General features: G+C 56.1%; 16 protein-coding genes and 1 pseudogene. 4 read left to right on the top strand and 13 right to left on the bottom strand.

Going from position 1 to position 15938, the window contains the following annotated elements; all coding sequences use genetic code 11:
• Positions 1-19: 19 nt before the first annotated feature.
• Entirely contained in the window at positions 20-790 is a 771-nt protein-coding gene (locus CHR62_RS08400; RefSeq protein WP_123660618.1) for a response regulator transcription factor, read from the top strand.
• Between the two features lie 99 nt (positions 791-889).
• On the opposite strand, the gene CHR62_RS08395 is transcribed toward CHR62_RS08400, so the two are convergent.
• The 6 genes and pseudogenes from CHR62_RS08395 to CHR62_RS15810 form a co-directional block, all read right to left on the bottom strand.
• Positions 890-1594 (bottom strand): ABC-type transport auxiliary lipoprotein family protein, encoded by a 705-nt coding sequence (locus CHR62_RS08395; protein ID WP_123660617.1) that lies wholly within the window; start codon positions 1592-1594, stop codon positions 890-892.
• Complete coding sequence (locus CHR62_RS08390) at positions 1591-2511, bottom strand: MlaD family protein (RefSeq protein WP_123660616.1); 921 nt, start codon at positions 2509-2511, stop codon at positions 1591-1593. Before CHR62_RS08390 ends, CHR62_RS08395 begins: the two co-directional genes overlap by 4 nt.
• A gap of 3 nt (positions 2512-2514) precedes the next feature.
• Positions 2515-3300 (bottom strand): ABC transporter ATP-binding protein, encoded by a 786-nt coding sequence (locus tag CHR62_RS08385; RefSeq protein ID WP_123660615.1) that lies wholly within the window; start codon positions 3298-3300, stop codon positions 2515-2517.
• A complete protein-coding gene (locus CHR62_RS08380; RefSeq protein ID WP_199722911.1) occupies positions 3297-4451 on the bottom strand; it encodes an ABC transporter permease in 1155 nt (384 codons plus the stop codon). The genes CHR62_RS08385 and CHR62_RS08380 overlap by 4 nt, the downstream gene beginning before the upstream one ends.
• Before the next feature lie 32 nt (positions 4452-4483).
• A complete protein-coding gene (locus CHR62_RS15815) occupies positions 4484-4990 on the bottom strand; it encodes an arsenate reductase ArsC (protein ID WP_233574933.1) in 507 nt (168 codons plus the stop codon).
• 126 nt (positions 4991-5116) lie between these two features.
• Positions 5117-5317 (bottom strand): annotated as a pseudogene (locus CHR62_RS15810) (ArsR/SmtB family transcription factor); the annotation flags it as partial.
• 100 nt (positions 5318-5417) lie between these two features.
• On the opposite strand from CHR62_RS15810, the gene arsC reads away from it, so the two are divergent.
• Together arsC and arsH are read left to right on the top strand one after the other, a co-directional pair.
• Positions 5418-5846, top strand: a complete 429-nt coding sequence (gene arsC / locus CHR62_RS08370) for an arsenate reductase (glutaredoxin) (protein ID WP_123660613.1) — start codon at positions 5418-5420, stop codon at positions 5844-5846.
• A gap of 5 nt (positions 5847-5851) precedes the next feature.
• A complete protein-coding gene (gene arsH / locus CHR62_RS08365; RefSeq protein ID WP_123660612.1) occupies positions 5852-6568 on the top strand; it encodes an arsenical resistance protein ArsH in 717 nt (238 codons plus the stop codon).
• Positions 6569-6593: 25 nt separating this feature from the next.
• On the opposite strand, the gene arsB is transcribed toward arsH, so the two are convergent.
• The gene (gene arsB / locus CHR62_RS08360) at positions 6594-7679 is read right to left on the bottom strand and encodes an ACR3 family arsenite efflux transporter (RefSeq protein ID WP_123660611.1); all 1086 of its coding nucleotides are present in this window, start codon (positions 7677-7679) and stop codon (positions 6594-6596) included.
• A 197-nt stretch (positions 7680-7876) separates the two neighbouring features.
• Here arsB and CHR62_RS08355 point away from each other — a divergent pair, with 197 nt between their 5' ends.
• Positions 7877-8227 carry a metalloregulator ArsR/SmtB family transcription factor gene (locus CHR62_RS08355; RefSeq protein ID WP_370318048.1) on the top strand — a complete coding sequence of 117 codons (351 nt, stop codon included), beginning with the start codon at positions 7877-7879 and terminating at the stop codon, positions 8225-8227.
• A gap of 267 nt (positions 8228-8494) precedes the next feature.
• On the opposite strand, the gene CHR62_RS08350 is transcribed toward CHR62_RS08355, so the two are convergent.
• The 6 genes from CHR62_RS08350 to CHR62_RS08325 form a co-directional block, all read right to left on the bottom strand.
• Positions 8495-8956, bottom strand: coding sequence for a nucleoside deaminase (locus CHR62_RS08350; protein ID WP_123660610.1), 462 nt, complete (start codon positions 8954-8956; stop codon positions 8495-8497).
• 178 nt (positions 8957-9134) lie between these two features.
• Positions 9135-9620, bottom strand: a complete 486-nt coding sequence (locus CHR62_RS08345; RefSeq protein ID WP_123660609.1) for a heme-binding protein — start codon at positions 9618-9620, stop codon at positions 9135-9137.
• 105 nt (positions 9621-9725) lie between these two features.
• Positions 9726-10334, bottom strand: a complete 609-nt coding sequence (locus CHR62_RS08340; protein ID WP_123660608.1) for a response regulator transcription factor — start codon at positions 10332-10334, stop codon at positions 9726-9728.
• Complete coding sequence (locus CHR62_RS08335; RefSeq protein ID WP_123660607.1) at positions 10331-11875, bottom strand: ATP-binding protein; 1545 nt, start codon at positions 11873-11875, stop codon at positions 10331-10333. The genes CHR62_RS08340 and CHR62_RS08335 overlap by 4 nt, the downstream gene beginning before the upstream one ends.
• A 140-nt stretch (positions 11876-12015) precedes the next feature.
• Entirely contained in the window at positions 12016-14607 is a 2592-nt protein-coding gene (locus tag CHR62_RS08330) for an EAL domain-containing protein (RefSeq protein ID WP_123660606.1), read from the bottom strand.
• A complete protein-coding gene (locus CHR62_RS08325) occupies positions 14607-15935 on the bottom strand; it encodes an HD domain-containing phosphohydrolase (protein WP_123660605.1) in 1329 nt (442 codons plus the stop codon). Before CHR62_RS08325 ends, CHR62_RS08330 begins: the two co-directional genes overlap by 1 nt.
• Positions 15936-15938: the final 3 nt, after the last annotated feature.

Here is a 15938-nt window from a genome sequence, read left to right as displayed (position 1 = left end):
TCAAATTATTACCATCGCCGTGGTGGCCCGTAACACCTTATTACGTACGGGCGTCTTACAGATTCTCACCGACGTCGTGCCAGGCGTGTCATTACAGGGTTTCGCGTACAGCGACCTCGACCGTCACCCCGATCCGGCGGTTTGTTACGACTTGTTGTTGCTATCCATCGCTTCCCACGAACGTCAAACATCGCTGGTTTTAGCCAGTTTGAAGGCTTTTGCGCCTAAAAAAATAGTGCTTATGGCCGAGGGACCACCCGATCGTGCCGCTATCGAAAAGTTGCCGCCGCAAGTGGTGGGCTACATCGACAAGGCCGCGCCGCCCGAAGTATTTATTGCGACAGTGCGTAGGGTCATCGAAGGCAAACCCGGTTTTCCCTGGCCTGTAACTGCAACAACACTCGACGTGGTTTCATCCATCAATGTGTCTGTTCGCGAAGTCTTGCCCACGACCAAACCACAGCAGTCCTCTGCAGGCGGCCTGCCTGTATCGTCTATTTTTGCCTTAGGCACGGCAGCACTATCGGCACCTGATTCTGAAGCCGACCTGCTGGGTCTGACACCGCGCCAATACGAAGTGCTGGTCTTGTTGTCACGCGGGCACGCCCTTAAGTCGGTATCGCGTCTGCTTAATATTTCGTTAGGTACAACCAAAGCCCACACCGAGGCCGTCTATCAGCGTCTTGGCGCCCATAACCGCAACGAAGCCGTTTATATTGCCCGGGCCAAAGGCGCGCGGCTCGAATGGGAGCCCGAGCCGGTCAATACCCGGACCAAATCCATCGCCTGACCGCCGTCAGGCTTTTTTTTACCCTTTCATGGTTGCCCGTTTCGGCTACGCGGCGAGCGTTGTCTTATTTGGGCTCGATCTGCACGTGCCCAAATAGGGCTAATTGCTATGACCCCGGGTTGCGTCTGCGCGCAACGTGACGGTCTGGGTTGCCCATTGGGCAACATCCTGACCCAATTGCCGGGTAGCCTCGCCGAAGGTTTCAATTACCGAATCAAATTCGGCATTAGGTACCGGCCTTGAGAGCGCAAAGGACCGAATTGCAATGACTTTGTTGTCAAAGGTGTCGACCAACGTGGCATCGAAATGAACGAGCACGCGGCGCGGGTTGCTTGCGGCGTCGACCTGAAAGGCATACAGCTCGCCGCCCAACTGATATCGGGCGGATACGTTCGCATCGTCGGTGGTGACCGCTTGCCATTGTTGCTTGCTTTTAAAGGCTTGCGACACGTGGTTTCGCACAAGGCGCGGTGCGGCGTCGTACCACCGCACTCCCTGGTAGGCCATGACCTGATATGGCGCCTGCGAAACCAGGATGCGTGTACCGTTCAAGGTCGGGCTTGACGCCGGCGTATTGATGCGGATCGATGGGAGTTCTGACTGCGCGGTCGATGGCGACCGGCTTGCTGCCCCCACACCTGGCGAGGTATTTGTCGCAGTACTGTTTTGCGACGACGTGCTTGCAGCCCACAGCGGCAATTCGTAAACAGTAACGGGCGGCTGTTCGGGAAGCACCGAGCAAGCCGTCAGTGCGCCCGTTGCAAGCGTCATCAAAAACAGAGCCAGGAAACGGTCTCGCATCATGGTGCAACCTCTTTAAGTGATTCAGCACCCAACAGATAACCTGCAGGGTTGTTGTCCAGTTTGCGCAAGTTATTGCGCAGTGCCGCCAGCGTCATGCGCAGTTCTTGCAGTGTTGGCCCCAATTCATTCAAGCCTTGTAGCCCTGCTGACACTGCACCCTGGTTTGACTGCACCAACTGCGCCACGTTGGCTGCCGCGGCATCGACCGAGGCCAGCGCCGTCCGGGCCTGTTGCATAGAGGCCGTACCTTCGACCCGGATAAGGCGATCGGCGGCTTGTAATGTCGTTGTAAATTGCTGCGTTGCCGCCGTCAGCGTTTTAATCAACGTCTCGATATCATCGCGGTTATCCGCCAATGCGCCAGATACGGTTTCAAGGTTTTGGATTGTCCGCGTAAAGCTCTCGGCATTTTGCCCAGATAAGAACTTGTTGGCGTTGGTCATCAGTTCGGCCATGCCGGTGACAAGAGAGTCTCCGTTTTGCATGAACTGGGCAATGGGGGAGGGCGTTGCAATGATTTCGGGGTATTCTTGCCCTGGCTTTGCCGTCAGTAATGGGCTACCTGGCTGGCCAGAGCTAAGTGCGACGACTGAAATACCGGTAATGCCCGCCAGCATCAACCGAGCGCGCGTGTCGGTTTGAATGGGGATACCGTCCTGAATGGTTATCAGCGCCCTGACATTACGCACATCGTTCGGGTCGAGAGAAAGCGCCGAAACTTCGCCGACTTTAATCCCATTGAACTGTACTGCGCTGCCACGTGACAAGCCCCTTACAGGTTCGTTGAAGATCACCGTATATGTAGCAACGGCTGTGTCTTTACCGTACTTGCCCAGCCATAAGGCGGCAATCAACCCGGCAGTAATCACCACCAAGGTAAAAAGTCCTATCAAGACATGATGCGCGCGTGGTTCCATGATTCAGGTATCCGTAATAGCCTGTGCAGCGTTCTTGGCCGAACGACCGCGCGGCCCATGAAAATAATCTTGTACCCAAGGGTCGTTGCATTGCTCGACTACGGGTAAAGTGTCGGCGACCAGCACCTTGCGTTGCGACAATACCGCCACGCGGTCGCAAATGGTGTAAAGGGTATCTAGGTCGTGGGTGACTAAAAATACGGTTAAGCCCAGGGCATCGCGCAACGTCAGCAACAACTGATCGAATGCGCCAGCGCCAATGGGGTCAAGGCCAGCGGTGGGCTCGTCAAGAAAGAGAATTTCGGGGTCAAGCGCAAGGGCTCGCGCCAGCGCAGCCCGCTTGATCATGCCACCCGATAACGACGCCGGGTACTGGTCGGCCGATTTGGCCGGTAAACCAGCCAGACCGATTTTCAGGCGAGCCAGGTGCTCGGCACGCTGCCGACTCAGGCCCAGGTGCTCAATGAGCGGTAGGGCAATGTTCTCTAGTACAGTTAGTGACGAAAAGAGAGCGCCGCGCTGAAACAGCACGCCAAAACGCCGTTGGGTGTGTGGCCGGCTGGCCGTAGGCCCATAGACATCAAGCCCACCCACCCGCACCGAGCCGACTGCCGGGCGTTGAAGCCCGACAATAGTGCGTAACAGCACCGATTTACCCGACCCGGAGCCGCCCACCACGCCAAGAATCTCGCCTCTGTACACTTGAAGGTCAAGCGCCTGGTGCACAATGTGACTGCCAAAACGGTTCGTGACGTCTTTGACGTCGATGATGATCTCCCGGGACGTCACCAGCCCATCTCCAGAAAGAACATGGCGGCAATCGCATCCACCAGAATGACCACAAAAATGGACTGCACCACCGCCGACGTGGTGTGTTCACCCAACGACTGCGCGCTTCCCTTGACCTTGAAACCTTCAAGGCAGCCGATGATGGCGATAAGGTAAGCAAAAATAGGGGCTTTGGCCATGCCCAATACAAAATGCCGCAGCTGAATATCGCGTTGGAAAATCGACATGAACATAGACGGGGAAATGTCGAGCGCGAGGGCGCACACCAACATACCCCCCAAAATGCCACTGACCATGCCGATAAATGTTAGCAGGGGGAGGGCAATAAGCAGGGCGATAATGCGCGGTAGCACCAGCAGGTTGATCGGGTCTAATCCCGTCATGCGCAAGGCATCGATCTCTTCGTTGCCCTTCATTGAACCCAGTTGGGCAGTAAAGGCACTGGCGGTGCGCCCGGCCATAAGAATCGCCGTAAGCAGTACGGCAAACTCGCGCAAAAAAGAAAACGCCACCAGGTTGATGGTGAATACCGACGCACCGAAGTCGGCGAGAATCGTCGCGCCCAAAAAGGCGACCACCGCGCCCACCATGAACGTCAGCAGGGCGATGATCGGGACGGCATTGAATCCGGTTTGCTCGAGTTGTGCGACGACGGCCGTAACGCGCCAGGTTCTGGGACGAAGGCACGTGCGGGCCAGCGCCTCGAAAGTGACGCCCATAAATCCCAGCAGGTCGCGGGCCTGGTGCGCCGTCTGTTCGACCGAAGCACCAACACGCGCAAGAACCTCGCGCGGCGTCGAGGCAGGTTTCGGCTCGGGCGCGTCGGGCACTAGACTGGCGGCCTGTATCACTGCGTTTAGCAAGGCCTGTCGTTCGGGCGACAACGCTTCGAACAAGCCAGGTTGATTACCGACCAGGTCAACCAGCAATTGCGCGCCCGACGTATCAAGAGCTGTAATACCCGACATGTCGACGACGGAAAGCTCGCTGCGCGCCGCCTGAATTGAGGCCAGGCGCGGCTTGTGTTGCACAACGATGTCGTAAAGGTCGTTGTAATGTTCAAGCGTCCAGTCTCCGACCGCGACCAGATGCGAGGCCTGGTCGTGCGTTTCGAAGTGTAGTTGCGGAGGCTGGGGGGTATGTTGTGTCAATGCGCTACCGGGGAAACCCCGGAACGCCAGGGTCAAGCAGATACGGGGTGTAAGCCAATGGCCGTCAGTTCGCGATGAATCGCTGATTTTTCAAGCTTGTCGATGGGCATGTTAGCAAAAAGCGAGATACGGGTGGAGATCTGTCGAAATATTTTGTCGAATACGACCCGCTTTTGTATCTCGGTGCCGATGGCGGCCGCCGGATCCTCGAACCCCCAATGTGCGGAGATAGGGTGCCCTGGCCAGATCGGACAGGCTTCTCCTGCTGCTTTGTCGCACACCGTGATGATGAAATCCATTTGTGGGGCATCAGGTGCAGCGAACTCGTCCCAGCTTTTACTGCGCAAGGTACTGGTGTCGTACCCCAAGGACCTGACTTTTTCGAGCGCAAAAGGGTTAACCCCTTCGCCCGGCATGCTGCCCGCACTGTAGGCTTTGAAGCGGCCATGTCCCATGGTGTTAAGCAGTGCTTCGGCCATAATGCTGCGCGAAGAATTGTGCGTGCACAGAAAGAGTACGTTATAGATCTTGTTTGTCATGGTAGTGGTGTCCGGCGTAGGTGTAAAAGATAAGTCGTCGGCGCACCAGCCCGACGGCAGTGAAGGGCAGGGGTTACCGCTGCAGCAATTTTCGGTCAGGTAAGACAGCAGGCCAGTCATGGCCGCATAACGGGCCGAGTAAAATACAAACCTGCCTTCTTGCCGCGCATCCAGCAAACCGGCATTCACCAGTTCTTTTAAATGAAAAGACAACGAAGACGGCGAGTTTTTGGTCAGACGGGCCAGTTCGCCGGCGGGCAAACCGTCAGGGCCCTTTTGTACCAGCAGGCGATAAACTTCAAGCCGCGACTCGTGCCCAAGCGCCATTAATGCCTTGACCGCGTCTTTGATATCCATATATAGACTCTTTCCATTCAACATTTCAATTATAATTGAAATGTTGAAACAACTAAACAGGATTTTGATCATGTCAAACGTCACGATTTACCACAATCCAAAGTGCGGCACGTCGCGCAATACATTAGCCCTGATCCGTCATGCTGGCATCGAACCCAATGTGGTGCTGTATCTTGAAACACCGCCAACGCGCGAAACCATTCAAAAAATGGCGGCCGATGCAGGGCTAACGCTACGCGAAGCCATGCGCGAAAAGGGCACGCCTTATGCCGAAATGGGATTAGACAAGCCAGAGGTTTCCGATGCACAGTTGCTTGATGCCATCGAGGCTCACCCAATACTTCTGAATCGCCCATTTGTTGTGACAGAGAAGGGCACGCGTCTATGCCGTCCGTCAGAGGTTGCTCTGGAAATACTGCCCGCCATGCCGGCTAAAGCCTTTGCCAAAGAAGACGGTACGCCGATGCTCGACGCGCAGGGCCAACTGATCAAAAAGTAATAGTCATGGCGTACTACACCCCCGAAGACCTATCCCTGCCCAATCTAGATAAAAGGTATTTTTCACCGCCTGATACCGGGCTTTTGCAGACTGCCAACGCCAGCCATCACAAACCGCGCATTTTGCTGTTGTATGGCTCGTTACGGCCTCGTTCATTCAGTCGGCTGCTGACAGAAGAGGCGGCCCGAATTCTTGTACATCTGGGCGCCGATGTGCGCATATACAACCCAGCCAACTTGCCACTGGCCAATAGTGTGCCGGCAGAGCACCCCGAAGTTCAAGCGTTCAGGGCGCTGTCGTTGTGGTCTGAAGGGCAGGTATGGTGCAGCCCCGAGGTCCATGGTAGCGTGACCGGCTTGTTCAAGAACCAGATAGACTGGCTGCCTCTCGAGGTGGGGAGCATCCGCCCCACGCAAGGCCGTACGCTGGCGGTGATGCAGGTCAGCGGGGGCTCTCAGTCATTCAATGCGGTTAACTCTTTGCGCGTGCTCGGGCGATGGATGCGTATGGTGACTATTCCTAACCAGTCATCGGTACCCAAGGCTTATCAAGAGTTCGATGACAACAACCGCATGAAATCATCGGCTTACTACGACCGTGTTGTCGACGTGATGGAAGAACTGATCAAATTTACCTTGCTGACGCGTGATCGGTCCGATTACCTGACCGATCGTTATAGCGAACGCAAGGCTTCCGAAAAAATGGCGGTCGACCAGCTCTAAGGCAAACAGCGCGCTTAAAGAACCGTCAACGCTGGGCCATTGCCACCCGGTTGTACCAATCGCGGCTACGGTTAATGGTCCGTACCAGCCAGAGCATGACCGGGACTTCTATCAGTACGCCGACGACGGTTGCCAGTGCAGCACCCGAATCGAAGCCGTACAAAACAATGGCCACGGCGACCGCCAACTCAAAGAAGTTTGACGCGCCGATCATGGTCGAGGGCCCGGCAACGTCGTGCCGTACTTTCAATTTGCGGTTCCACACATACCCCAAGCCGGCGATGAACAGGGTTTGCAACAAAATGGGCACGGCCAGAATAGCAATGATGAGCGGTTGCTCGATAATCGCCTGGCCCTGAAATGAAAACAGAAGGACAAGGGTCGCAAGCAGCGCAACAATAGAGTAGGGGCCAATTTTTTCCAGGGCGCTGGCAAAGCCTTGTTGGCCGCCGCGCTTTACCAGCCAGCCGCGTAGCGCCTGGGCAATTGCCAGCGGGATAACGATATACATCACCACCGACAGCGTCAGCGTATCCCAGGGTACCGGAATCGATGAAACGCCCAAAAGCAGAGCAACAATAGGCGCAAACGCAAACACCATGACCAAGTCGTTCAGCGCGACTTGCGTCAGCGTAAAGTTGGCGTTGCCACGGCATAAGTTACTCCACACAAACACCATGGCGGTGCAGGGTGCCGCACCCAGCAAAATAAGCCCGGCCATGTAACTGTCGAGCTCGTCTGCGGGCAACCATGGGGCGAAAACAATCTTGATAAAAAACCAGCCGAACAATGCCATGCTAAATGGCTTGATGGCCCAATTGATGGCCAGCGTAACTCCCATGCTGGCACGTTGGTCATACACTTCACGCAGGGCACCAAAGTCAATTTTCATCAACATGGGGATAATCATGATCCAGATCAGGACACCCACCGGAATATTGACATGCGCGACTTCCATGGCGCCAATGGCCTGCGCGGCGTCTGGCCAGTACAAGCCCAGCAGGGTACCGGCAGCAATGCACAGGGTCACCCACACGGTAAGGTAGCGTTCAAAAAAACTAATAGGTGCGCCGGCAGCTTGTTTACCGGCAATTTCGCATTGGCTGGACATGGGTTTCCTTATCGAGTTTGGCTTTATCAACGCTTAAGCCAGGTCAGCAAAAGCCTTGGCTAAGCTTAAGTATCCGGACGTCATTTGAGCGCCTATTATATATCTGCTTTTCCGCATATGCGGAATTAAGTTGTTGACGATATACTAAGTAACCCCCAAGGTGGTCCGTATCTCTTCATAGTCGGTAAATTCTCATCATGATGACAACAACGAATCCGGTGTCTTTTTTTAAATGCATGAGCGACGAAACCCGCGCCCGGATCATGCTTTTGTTGGCTGCTGAAGGCGAACTCTGCGTCTGTGATCTCACCGTAGCCCTGGATGAAGGTCAATCGAAAGTGTCTCGTCATCTGGCGCAGTTGCGTAATTGTGGCTTGCTTGAAGACCGGAGAGACGGTCAGTGGGTGTATTACCGAGTGGCGCCAAGTTTGCCCGATTGGGCCACGGCGTTATTTACTCAGTTACGCATCGCATACGCCCAATGGCTGGCCACCGATGCAGCGCGCTTGAAGCAATCACGAAAGGAAACCGGCTCGGCTTGTTCTTGATGAACACAAACAATGGCATGCAAACCAGGGGCAAAATAGCCATGGAAGTTCATCTGCTTTTACTCTGAATAATTCGCATAATGTATATTATGTAAAGTCAATGAAACGAAAGCGCCTTAATATCCCCTAAGCGTCCGTACAACTCATACTGCTCCCATCAGTGTCCAGTCGGACCAGCCGTCATCCGCGAGGCCTAGCCGACACAGATCGCCAGCAAAGTAAACAAAACAAAGCAGCACGTTAATGTCGAAGGCCAGCGGCCCGACGCTATTGCTGGCGCTTCCAGTACGAATACAGCTCCGCCCTGTCGTCCAGGCGCGCTGGCACGTGGTGGACTTTCATGGACTGTTCCGCACGAGGCTTGGCCAGGTCGGCATAGACCTGCGCCGTGGACAAGCCAAAGGGTTCGCCGTCTTCGTTGGAATAGGCATAGGTAACGTCCTGGATGCCGGCCATGCGCATGGCAGCCATGCACATAGGACACGGATGGCCGCTGGCATACACAGAGCAACCCGCCAGCGAGGCCGAACCCAGCGCCCGGCTTGCCGCCCGGATGGCGAGGAGCTCGGCGTGGGCCGTCGGGTCGTTCGTCGTCATGATTTCGTTGACGCCCTGGGCAATGACTTTGCCATCCTTGACGATCAGCGCTCCGAAGGGGCGCCCGCCTTTGTCGGCATTGGCATAAGCAAGTTCAATAGCCTGCAAGAGAAAATTGGCGTTCTTTTCCATACTGTTCACTCCTTACTAATCTAACGTTCGCCGGCGGCGAGCAAAGCGGTTTCCCGCAAGCCCAAACGCAAGCCTCGCCCATGAGGGCGAGGCCAGGCAAAGCAGCTGCCATGCAGAAACTCAAGTGTGCGACAAGTGGCAAAAGCCCAAGCCGGCACGCCGGAATTCTTCACACAGTTTATTCTGCGCCGATAGCTTTGAGGCCGGCGGCAGCGCAAGCCGCGTCGATATCGCCCGACGGCGCGCCGCCAACACCGATACCAGCCACCAGCGCCTTGCCGAACTTGACCGGCAGGCCGCCAGCCTGAATCACCATGCGCGGATCCATGTCGCGCAGGCCATCATTGGCGGGCTTGCTGGCGATGAAATCGGCCAACCCGGCGGTATCGCGGCCCATGCCGGCCGACGTAAAGGCCTTGCCTTCTGCGCTGCTTGCGGTATGAGGACCGGAATTATCAGCCTTGAGCAATACCTTGGTGGAGCCGTCGCGGCCGACGACGGCGACGCTGACGTTATGGCCTTGGTCGCCGCAAGTCTTCAGGGCGACCTGGGCAGCCTGGGTGGCCAACTCCAGCGGCAGGTACGGAGCGGTGGGCAATTGCGTAGCGGCGGATGCCAGAACGGGAGCAAACAAAAGAGCTGCGAGGGAAAGATTGCGTATCATTTTTGTTTCCTTATTAAACAAAACGGTTTGTTGGGTGAACGATTAAAGAATACTGCGCTCAGCATTACCGCAGTATTCGTAGGTCTCGCACACAACTACGTAGTTCTACGCAGAACCGTTGCCCTCGAGCCATAAACGCGTCAACTCGGCCTGAGAAGTCGTACCCAGCTTTCCTCCGATGGCCGCCCGATGCGTATCGACTGTGCGCGGCGAAAGCCCCAGTCCGTCCGCAATTTCTTTGGTGCTAAAGCCCTGGGCCACGCGATCGAGTATCTGGCGTTCGCGCGGCGTCAGCGCGGCCAGCAAGTTCAGTGTTTCCGCCCGTTGGGCCAATTGCCTCAAGCTGCGCTCAAGCACCTCTTGCCCCTTTTGTATGGCGTCGATCAGGTCCTGTTCATCGACGGGCTTGGACAGAAAATCCACCGCGCCATTGCGGAATGCGCGCCTGCAGGCCTCTATGTCCCCATGGCCCGAGATGACAATGGCGGGCCAATCGACGCCCTTTTCAATCAGCTGCTGCTGCAGCTTCAGCCCCGAAATCCCTGGCATGCGGATATCCAGGATCAGGCAGCCGGGCTTGAGCTGCGCAACCTGCGCAAGAAACGCCTGGGGATCATTGAAGGCAAAGGCCTTGATCCCAACGGTGGACAGCAGCAGGATCAGGGCGCGGCAAACGGCCTCGTCGTCGTCCACCAGATAGACCGGATGCATCATGGCGCAAGCTTCCTTGAAGGATTCGACGATTTCAATGTGATCCTGAATGTCGTACCGGGCCCTGCTTCGGCCAGGAATATTTCTCCACCAGCGCGCTCTATCAGGCGCTGGCTAAGTGCCAGACCCAGGCCTGTACCATCAGGTCGGTTCGTCGTAAATGGCGTAAACAGCCTGTCGCGGATCTCGGGCGCAATGCCCGGGCCATTATCGGACACATCAAGCGTCACCCCCGACGCCGACTGCTTCAGGGTAACGGCCACGCGGCCTTGCTCGGGCGCTACCGCCTCGAGCGCATTGCGCACAAGATTGAAGACGACCTGCTCCATTTCCACCGAATCTGCCTTAACCTCCACCTTCGACGCGGGGACGTCGAAATCCAGCCTGACCTTGCGCGCGGCCGCCTGGGGCGCCAGCAAGGCTTGGACATTGCCCAGGGCTTCGCGCAAATCGAACACCGAAGCGCTTTCAAGTTGGGGCCGCGACCAGTTCCGGAACCGCTCAAGAATAGCGGAAGCCCGCTTGGCCTGCGCGATTGTATCGTCAACTACCGGCGCCAGGTCTTGCCTATCAGCCTCTTCCCGGCCCAACAACCTGCGGCAAGCCTGCACTTGGGCCAAAATCGCGGTCAAGGGCTGGGTAAGCTCGTGGGCAAGGCCGCTGGCCATTTCGCCTAGCGCATTCACGCGCGAAGCGTGCGCCAGACGGGACTCCAACGCGCTCAGGCGTGCCTGCTCTACCGCCGCCCTCGCCCGGGCCCGCTGCCGCCAAGCCGCCAGCACGACCGCATATGCGGCGCTGACCAGCAAAAGCGTCAGCACCGTCGGCAACCACGGCAAAAGGTCACTCAAGCCAATGCGCATGCCTGTTTCAAGTAGTAAAGGCTGCGAAGCGCTGGCTAACACTCTCGAAAACCGGACGGTATCCACCGAAAAAGGCCCACGGCTGACCAGAGGCGGACCGCCGTCCGGCATGGACAGCCGCAAGGCCACACCACGCTCCGACCAGAACGGACTGGCCTCTTCAATGAGCTTGCCCGCATCGATACCCAGCATCAGGCCGTAACGTGCCTGCGCCGTATTGGGGCTACGTTTGACCAGGATGTAGTGATCGGCACGGCCGGGGTAGGCCAGCAAGGCCAGGCTTCCGTCGGACGCCATGGCGGCAGTACGCACAATCTTTACCAGTTCGGGCGTACGCGGCCCCAGCCCGACAGGTTCTAATCTGGGGTCCAGCGGCACAAGCTGAACATCGTCGATACGGGGATAAAACTGCGTAATGGTCGCTGCCACATCAAGAAAAAGGCCCTGATGCACATCATCCGAAGCCACGGCGATGGCGGACAAAGCGGTCAAGTGTGCATCGTGCTGGTCCGCACGCTGCGATGACAGCCTGTACAGGACATCAGTTTCTTGCTCGAGTGCGCCAACCAGCGACCGGTACTGCCAGGCCGCCAACGCGCCGCCCGCAACCAGCAACAAAAATACCCAGACCGAAATCCGGCAGGCCAGGCTCCTGAAAATCAAAGGGCTATGAGACGTCATCCGTTCCTTACCACTGACGAATCCAATATCTGTTCTGGACTCGATACGACAAACATCATGGGGCTCTTCATCATAAACGGGGGGCAGCGGTATTCATTAGACTTGTTTTTGCGAAGAATTCGTCATCAAACAACGAGATCTCAAACATCAGACACATGCCCGCCCTGCCGCGCAGCCACTTTAAACGCATTGGCCAACTCTTGGCGCAGCTCGGCTTCGTCCCAGGGTTTGGTTAGAAACTTGTAGATGGCGCCATGATTGATGGCTTCGGTAACCGATTTAAGATCGGAATAGCCCGACAAAATAATACGCACAGTGCCCGGGTGAATATTTTTGACGCGCCGAAAAAATTCGGTGCCCGTCATTTCGGTGAGCCGTTGGTCAGACAAAATCACTTTAATCGGGTGTGCGGCCAGAATATCAAACGCCTCGCGGGTGGTCGTGGCCTTGTAGATGGTGTAGCCGTCACGCCGAAGCAGCCGCTGCAGTGCTCGCAAAATATTTTCTTCGTCGTCCAGCAGCAATAGGGTGCGCCCTTCGTCAACGTCTTCTTGGCGTGTGGGCAAAGCCTCTACCCCACCGTTACGCTGAAGGCGCTCGGCCAAATCCCGAACCGGCATGGGTCTGGCAAACAAGAAACCCTGAAACTCATCGCAAAAATTGCGCTTCAAGAACCAGTACTGCGCCGCTGTCTCAACGCCTTCGGCAACAACCTTTAAATTAAGGTGATGCGCCAAGCTGATGATGACTTTGCTAATGGCGGCATCGTTGCGGTCGCTGGCGATTTCTTTAACGAAAGAACGGTCTATTTTTATCTTGTCGACGGGCAGGTTTTTTAGATAGCGCAAGCTGGAATAACCGGTGCCGAAATCGTCTACCGAGACTTTGACACCCAATGCCTGCAGGTTATGCAGTTTGCTGATGGTGTCATCGACCTGCTCTAGCAGAACACCCTCGGTTATTTCAATCTCAAGGCTATCGGCGGGTAAGTCGTATTTGGACAGCATGTCGGTGACATCGCGGACGAAGTCGGGGCGTTGAAAATGAAGCGGCGACACATTGACAACAAAAGGGAAATCAACGAGCACCTGAGTTTTCAATTCGCGCAGGTTGCGGCAGGCCGCTTCGAGCACCCATTGGCTTAAGGCGTGAATCAGCCCTGCTTCTTCTGCCAAAGGTACAAAAACAGAAGGCGAAATGTAGCCGCGTTCGGGGTGCGGCCATCGAAGTAACGCTTCGGCCCCCATGACGCGGCCCGTATAGCCGTTAACAATAGGCTGATAGTGCAATACGAACTGCTCTGTGTCGAGCGCGCGCTGCAGGTCGGCCCGCAACGCAAGCCTTACTTCGACATTACTGCTGAGCTCGGGGGAGTATTCACGCCAGGTATTACGCCCTGTACGCTTGGCATAAGTAATGGCCAGGTCTGCTTCACGGAGTAAATCGGCCGGTTGCGCCAAAGCGCCGTCGGCAAAAGTAATGCCGGCGCTGGCCGTCAGGTGCAGCTCTATTGATTCGTGCCGATAGGGCTTGCGAATAGCCGACAGAATCTTTTTGGTGCACTGAATGACATCGGACTTACCAACGCCGGCCATCAAGACAATAAACTCGTCACCGTCAAGGCGCGCAACCATATGATTGGGCTCGACCACATCACGTATACGGCGTGCCACTTCGGCCAGAATCTGGTCGCCTGCTTGCAGGCCTATAGAGTCATTGATCAGCTTCAAGCCGTTAAGGTCGAACAACAACACAGCAATGCGGTCGCCCGACGCCCGGCTGCTTTCACTGGCGAGGGCTAACGCACTTAAAAAGCTGCGTTTGTTGGGTAGCGCGGTCAGGTGATCGTGCGACGAGGCGTAGTCGAGCTCGGCCGAACGCTGCATTAGTATGACCGAGATGCGTACGGTGCGAGTGAGCAACCACGTAAAAACATAGCACACCAGAAACAACAGGTCGGGCAAATAGCGGCCTAGTGGCGACACCGTCGAAAACGCGTCTTGCTGCGGGCGCAGTTGCCCGAAGAACTCGAAATACATGCGGCGGTCTTGCTCGGCCAGCACAAACCAGACCAAGACGGCGACACATGTTCCTCCTAGACTGATGACCGTTAAAGGGACATTTCGTACCGGAATAGCCAAGGGTTTTTGGCTGGCCACCACTACCGCGTAGGCTGCAATCATGCCTAATATGACCCCTATTTTGCTGTATACCCCTGTTGCATTGGTACTTAAGACCGACAAGCCGGAGACATTGAACAGCAAACCCAGCGCCAGCCCGCCGACAAACACCCCACTGACAAAACTGAACTGTCGCCCTTGCATCCCCCTGGACTGCACCCAGCACAACAAAAAGATAGCCGCTGATGCGGCCATCGGGATAAGCACCCACTGCGCACTCAAAAGCCCATTAGCCAAAAGCACACCAAAGGCAGATGCCGCAAGCGGCTGACTCAATTTGCGCCATCGGCACAGCGCCACCAGCGACAAACCACACAACAGCCAGGCCGCCAACACCCATAACGAAAACAGCGGTGCCATCTTGGCGATGTATGTTGACCAAACACAGTCGGCAATGCCAAACAAGCCAAACCACAACAAGGCTTTGCCCGGGATCAGGACATCGAGACACCGTACGGTATTGTCGTTGTGGTCGCCGTGGGCGGCAAATGGCCCTACCCCCGGTCCTGGATTAGGCGTTTCGCTGCCTTGCTGGCGTTGGACAATGGGCATCACCCTTCTTGTTCCTCTTCGGCGGGTAAGCGAACATAGATGGTGTAGCGTGTTTCCTCGTTCTCTTCGAAGTCTTGCAGCTTGCGAATCAGACGCTCGGAAATGACCGCCCCTTCGCGCAACAACAGCATGCCTTCTAAATTATGCAGGTTGCGGGCAATGATCATGCCGGGCTCCAGCGTATCGGTTTTATGCAAAATGACGTCAGCCGGCTCTTGATGGGCCTCGGCCTCGATTTGCTTGGCCATTTCGACAAAGTCGTAACACAGGGTCGGGTCGTAAAGCCGCCCTGCAAATTTGGGCATGTTTTCGACCACTTCGGCTGTCGGCACCTTGCGTGCAAACACCATACCCATCTGTATCTCGACATAGTCAACCGCAAGCTTCAAAATACGCGCGCCTAACGGAATATTTTCTCCGGTCAGGCCGTCAGGAAAACCCGCGCCGTCCCAGCGCTCTTGATGATGTCGAATAATGATTGCCGCGTCATGAACCGGTTCGAGCGCCATGAGCAAGCGTTCTCCGGTTTGCGGATAATCGCGATAGCGCAAACGCTGATCACGCTCCATGAGTTCGGGCGGCAAAGCAATAAGCGGGTCGTTCCAGGTCAGTTTGCCCACGTTGTACAACGCGGCAGCCATGACGACGTCGTCGGTAAACTTCTGCGGGTACGCTTTCAGTTTGCAAAACGCACGGACCAACTCGATGATTTCCCGATTGGTTTGACGGCTTCGCGGCAGACGCTGGCTTAACAACGATGAAAACACTTCGGTGGCCGTAACGTAGGCGTGTTTCAGTGCCCGATGGGCGTCTGTCAGCATTTCGGCCGTGCGCGTCAACTCTTCGGTACGTAAGGCCACGCGCGCCTCGAGCTGCCCATTGGCTTCTTGCAAGGCTTTGTTTTGCTGTTGGGTAAGCTGTTGCAATCGTGCGCGGTCGCGCTGCAAATACTGGTGGGCCAACGCCTGGTCTATCGATCTCATCAGGTCGTCGGTATCACAAGGCTTGGCAATGTACCTGAAGATCCTGCCTTCGTTAATGGCTTTGATGGTTTGCGCGTTGTCTTCGTAGCCCGTTAACAATATGCGCATCACGTCGGGCCAGCGATGTTCAATTTCTCCCAGCAATGTGGGGCCATCCATGCCTGGCATACGGCTATCGGAAATGATCAGGTCGATGGGTTCGCGCTGGAGTACGTCGAGAGCCGCCACGCCACTGGTTGCCGAGTGGATTTGAAACGTCTGACCGCGTAACGCTCGCGTCAGGCTACTGATGACATTGGGTTCGTCGTCGACAATGAGGAGTCGGGCTTCTGTGGGGTGGGACATCGC

This window comes from Pusillimonas sp. NJUB218 (genome assembly GCF_003788685.1).
Lineage (GTDB): Bacteria > Pseudomonadota > Gammaproteobacteria > Burkholderiales > Burkholderiaceae_B > Neopusillimonas.
This window is presented reverse-complemented; position numbering and strand designations above follow the sequence as displayed.